The organism is Ureibacillus aquaedulcis (genome assembly GCF_030418165.1).
Classification (GTDB): Bacteria; Bacillota; Bacilli; order Bacillales_A; family Planococcaceae; genus Ureibacillus; species Ureibacillus aquaedulcis.
Genome location: NZ_JAUHTQ010000029.1, coordinates 1 through 4,252, shown reverse-complemented (window position 1 = coordinate 4,252; position 4,252 = coordinate 1). Strand labels below are relative to the sequence as shown.

Sequence of the window (4,252 nt, the reverse complement as noted above, 5' to 3'; positions counted from 1 at the left end):
TGCTGGCATCAATTTTGATGTCCAAAATTTTGTTTCTCTAACTTAATAGAAGAAACGATATTCATTAACGTTTTGTTGTTCAGTTTTCAAGGTTCATTTTTCAATGTCACATTTAGCGACAGGAATTATATTATATCAGAATAATATTGCATTGTAAATAGATTTTAGAAGTTTTTTTAAAACCTATCAAATCGACAGGAATTATATTATATCATTAATAAATCAACTGTCAATAGATCTTTTTTTAAATAATTAAGTCGTTTGCGACAGCTAAATAATAATACCAACAAACAAATATAAGGTCAATATATTTTTGAGAAAAATTTCATTTTTTATCGAAAATATTATATGGATATAATTTCCCTAAGAAACGTATAGTGAATTGCTGAGTTCAGCTTTATTACATTTCTATAGAAGTTATTTACGGCCAAATAGTCGACCCCAAAATGAGGTTGGCTTTTCTTCCTGCTGTTTTCGAAGTGTTTCTAATTCCATATTTATTGCCTCGATTGTCGCTGCCTGTTCCTTCATCGCTTCCGCTTGTTGCGCTAATTTACCATCGATTGTACTCATAAATTCAATTTGTAATTTATCTCGAGCAATAAGTTCTTCACGAATGGCCTTTTGCTCCGCCAAAAGCGTAGATAATTCCGCCAATATGCGTAAGGCGCTGTCGCTTTCTTGCTTCACTACGCTTATATTCGCGTCATTTTGAGCGACAATTTGCGGTAATTGTTGCGATAATAAAGCGTCGGAATCGAAATCAGATGACGTCACCTTAATTGCTGCATCATCTAAAGACATTGATTTTTCACGATTTAGGTATTGCATTGCCTTTAAAATCTTCACGTCATCTTGCGTATATTCGCGATGATTACGTGAATTTCGGTAGATTTCTAATCCGTTCTGTTCTAATAATGCAGCGTAATGTTTTAAATTGGTCGTTGTAAAGCCGAGCATTTCTGCCACTATCTTTGCACTAATTCGTTCCATGTGTTCACCTCCGTATTTATTCACGTTCGTTAAGCCAATTATAAAATGATACTGACCGTTTTGGATACGTTGGTTCTGCTTTTACCGGTGGTACTTCATATGATTCAGACTTTATAAGAGCTGCAGTAAACGCAGCTGGGATATTATCAAATTCGTAGCCATCTAAAATTCGCATAGAGATAGAATGAACGATATTTTTCGCTTTAATAAAGCGTTTAATGTCGCAATCAGAGCCTATACGAAGCGCTAGAATGTGTTTTACAGCGTCAATAGGTTTTGGATAAGCTAATCCATTTAGGAGGTCGTAGAACTCAATTTGAAGCGAATTTGAAGCATATTCTTCGACGTATTCACGACTTGGGTGCACTTCTTCTTCAATTGAATCTTTAATAGCGTTAACTATATCACTTATATAGTTATTTTTTTCTTGTTTTTTAAAATAGATATTAATGTTAGGACTCTTATTTTCTTCATTCGAACTTACAGCTTCAACGGATTCGATGATTTCCTGTTCAGCAATTTGTTCCGCAGTTAGTTGTGCAAATTTGTAGTCGGAAAACGAGAATACATCGCGCATAATTTCACGGAAGTTCGGATGTTTTTTATCCACGAAAATATATTTACCGGCACCGCCTTTCGTTTTAATTAATCGACCAACGATAAACTCACCAGTTTCTTTTAATGCTCTTACAGCGCTTGTAACGGTCCTTGTTGATACTTTGCATTTCTCTGCTAACCTATCAGCACCTACTTTTGTGATTCCTGCTCCGCTCGTTAAGTAAATAATGCGATCAACGACCGCTAACTGTTTATGTGGAAACATCTCGTCTATCATGATATTCCGTTCTTCTAGCGTAGTCTGTAGCGCTTCTAGTCGCTTACGTGTAGCAGACGTCGACGGTTTCTCCTTAGTATGATTCAAATAGAATTGTACGCGTTGATTTGATGCTGTTAAAGTTTTCATAGTCGTTTTCCTCCAGTATTTCGGAAAAGAAAAAGCGCCTGCAATCGTGTTTTTCAATAACGATGCAAGCGCTTATTAGCGACTATTAGCGATAATTGGTTTATACTTTACTATTGAAATAACATTCTCTATCATATAGAATAACGATAGACATTACGTCATATAATTTAGTATAAATCAACTCTGCAAACTTGCACCGTGGTCTCGACACGGTTTGTGAGGGAAAGTAATCGGTTTGCCGACCTTTTACTTTCCGCAGGGTTGTTTTTTTATTTTCCGTTCAATTGTCTCAATATTTATAACGATATACTAAACCTGGTCAATCTGCAATGGCAACTAAATAATTAAGTATTAAAAAAATTTTATACAATTTCCTCTAATATAAATTTTGATCCTTTTACTAAAATCCTTTGGAAAAACAACAGACGAACATACTTAATCATTTATTAATTCCAACATAATCATTGTGATTTATCATTTATTAATTCTCTCATGTATCCCATTGCCAATTCCCACCGATTTTTTACCATGTTGGCCGATAGTGCCTACTGGCGTTATGAAGTGAAACAGATAACTCTGTAGCGTAATTGTCGCGATGTTAGATTTTATCCGATTTCTACCATAGTATTTAAGCTATTTGCTAAAACGATTAAAACGTTATGACGTGCTTTAACAGCTTGTCTATACGCGTTATAGCGCTATGATTTTATATATAATTTTCGAATAAGAAAAGAAGGTGTTTTTGTAATTCTAGTACCTTTTCGAATTTTCCGTATAAATTCTCGTATTTCTCTTCTAATTCAGCGACGCGATCCACCAAGTCCTCAAAGTTCGATTTATCTTGTTTACCCTGTAAATCTTTCGTTAGTAAATCGGCTGCCTCCGACAAAGTGAATTTTTCACGTAGCGACTATTGATTTTGTTTTTTATCCATTCTGGATTTCACCTCGCGTCATCTTGAGCGGCAATTTGCGGTAATTGTTGCGATAATAAAGCGTTAGGATCGAAATCGGATGCCGATACTTTACTCGCCGAATCCTCTAAGGACATTGATTTCTCACGATTTAGATACTGCATAGCCTTTAAAATCTTCAAGTCATGTTGCGTATATTCGCGATGATTACGAGAATTTCGATTACTCTCAATGCGAATATCATCATATCTATCACTCTAGTAAATTGGCTATAAGCCATTATTGAAAGAGGGGCTAGATACTCACAAGGTGGCTAGCCTTTTTATCTTTTCAAGGGATTTTCTCTTCCAAATCGACTTAAAGCGAAAAGTTTTCCAATGACTTATCAATTTCGTCATCGGTAATCCCTATGTATTTCAGGGTAATCGATGGGGCTGAATGATTAAACAATATTTGCAATGTGGCCACATCCTTATTTCGCTTGTAATGATGGTAACCGAACGTTTTTCGCATGGTATGCGTACCGATATCATCTCGTCCGAGAGCATCAGCTGCTTTTTGCAAAGCGCGATACGCTTGTGTCGTGCTGATCGGCCCATTCCCTTTGCGACTTGGAAACAGGTAATCTTCCTCCTGCATCCCTCGAATATAGTCTTCAATCGCTTCCCTGATTGCTTTAGGAAACATAAACCGTTTGGGTTTCCCGGTTTTTCGCTCCGTGATGACCAAATGGATCTTTCCTTTGACATCTTTGACGGTCAGGGGCACCAGATCGCTCACTCGTAACCCCGTATTAATCCCTAAATTGAACAGAAACAGATCCCGTGCGCTCGCATAGCGCGCTAGAGCCCATCGCATATCTTCAATTTCCTGGGCTGTTCGTAACGGCTGCACATTCTTTTCTTTCGTCATTTTTTCGCTCCTAACCATACAATAACATACATTTAATGCACCTTATTGTATCACATTAGAAGAAAGTGAGCAAAATCAAAGATATGAATGTACGAAAATATACATTTTAATACATTTGAAAGATTTCTTAGAATATGAAAAACACCTAATACTTGGTGTTTGAAGAAGGAAATCCTTAAGGTGTACTTATTAACTTTCTCGATTGTGATTGATTTGATTGCGATTGAAGTTTAAATCTTCTGCGAATTCCTCACGATTGCGATGACGATTTAAATCTATTTCACGCTCACGATTCTGATCCAAGTTTAAATCCTCAGCAAACTCTTCATTTTTGTTGTTTTGATTTTGTTTTTTATCCATTCTCATTTCACCTCCATACTCATTTATTTTGAGTCATGGGATTTTTTTTAACCGATGAATTTATTTTTAGAGATAAATAAAAAAGCATGACTCGAAAGTCATGCTTTTTG

The 4,252-nt window shown here is 36.0% G+C and carries 5 protein-coding genes; all 5 read right to left on the bottom strand.

The window, feature by feature from the left end; genetic code table 11:
* Nucleotides 1-417: 417 nt before the first annotated feature.
* The 5 genes from QYB95_RS18955 to QYB95_RS18935 all read right to left on the bottom strand — a co-directional run bounded on the left by QYB95_RS18955 (nucleotide 418) and on the right by QYB95_RS18935 (nucleotide 4,142).
* Entirely contained in the window at nucleotides 418-993 is a 576-nt protein-coding gene (locus QYB95_RS18955) for a MerR family transcriptional regulator (RefSeq protein ID WP_301139932.1), read from the bottom strand.
* A gap of 16 nt (nucleotides 994-1,009) precedes the next feature.
* Nucleotides 1,010-1,957 carry a hypothetical protein gene (locus tag QYB95_RS18950; RefSeq protein ID WP_301139931.1) on the bottom strand — a complete coding sequence of 316 codons (948 nt, stop codon included), beginning with the start codon at nucleotides 1,955-1,957 and terminating at the stop codon, nucleotides 1,010-1,012.
* Nucleotides 1,958-2,899: 942 nt separating this feature from the next.
* Nucleotides 2,900-3,103 carry a MerR family transcriptional regulator gene (locus QYB95_RS18945; protein ID WP_301139933.1) on the bottom strand — a complete coding sequence of 68 codons (204 nt, stop codon included), beginning with the start codon at nucleotides 3,101-3,103 and terminating at the stop codon, nucleotides 2,900-2,902.
* A 124-nt stretch (nucleotides 3,104-3,227) separates the two neighbouring features.
* A complete protein-coding gene (locus QYB95_RS18940) occupies nucleotides 3,228-3,782 on the bottom strand; it encodes a site-specific integrase (RefSeq protein WP_301139930.1) in 555 nt (184 codons plus the stop codon).
* Between the two features lie 189 nt (nucleotides 3,783-3,971).
* Complete coding sequence (locus QYB95_RS18935) at nucleotides 3,972-4,142, bottom strand: hypothetical protein (protein WP_301139929.1); 171 nt, start codon at nucleotides 4,140-4,142, stop codon at nucleotides 3,972-3,974.
* Between the last annotated feature and the right edge of the window lie 110 nt (nucleotides 4,143-4,252).

What these genes read in the sequence shown, in the direction of transcription:
- QYB95_RS18955 (WP_301139932.1), bottom strand. Translation starts at nt 993, where the DNA reads ATGGAACGAATTAGTGCAAAGATAGTGGCAGAAATGCTCGGCTTTACA.
- QYB95_RS18950 (WP_301139931.1), bottom strand. Translation starts at nt 1,957, where the DNA reads ATGAAAACTTTAACAGCATCAAATCAACGCGTACAATTCTATTTGAAT.
- QYB95_RS18940 (WP_301139930.1), bottom strand. Translation starts at nt 3,782, where the DNA reads ATGACGAAAGAAAAGAATGTGCAGCCGTTACGAACAGCCCAGGAAATT.
- QYB95_RS18935 (WP_301139929.1), bottom strand. Translation starts at nt 4,142, where the DNA reads ATGGATAAAAAACAAAATCAAAACAACAAAAATGAAGAGTTTGCTGAG.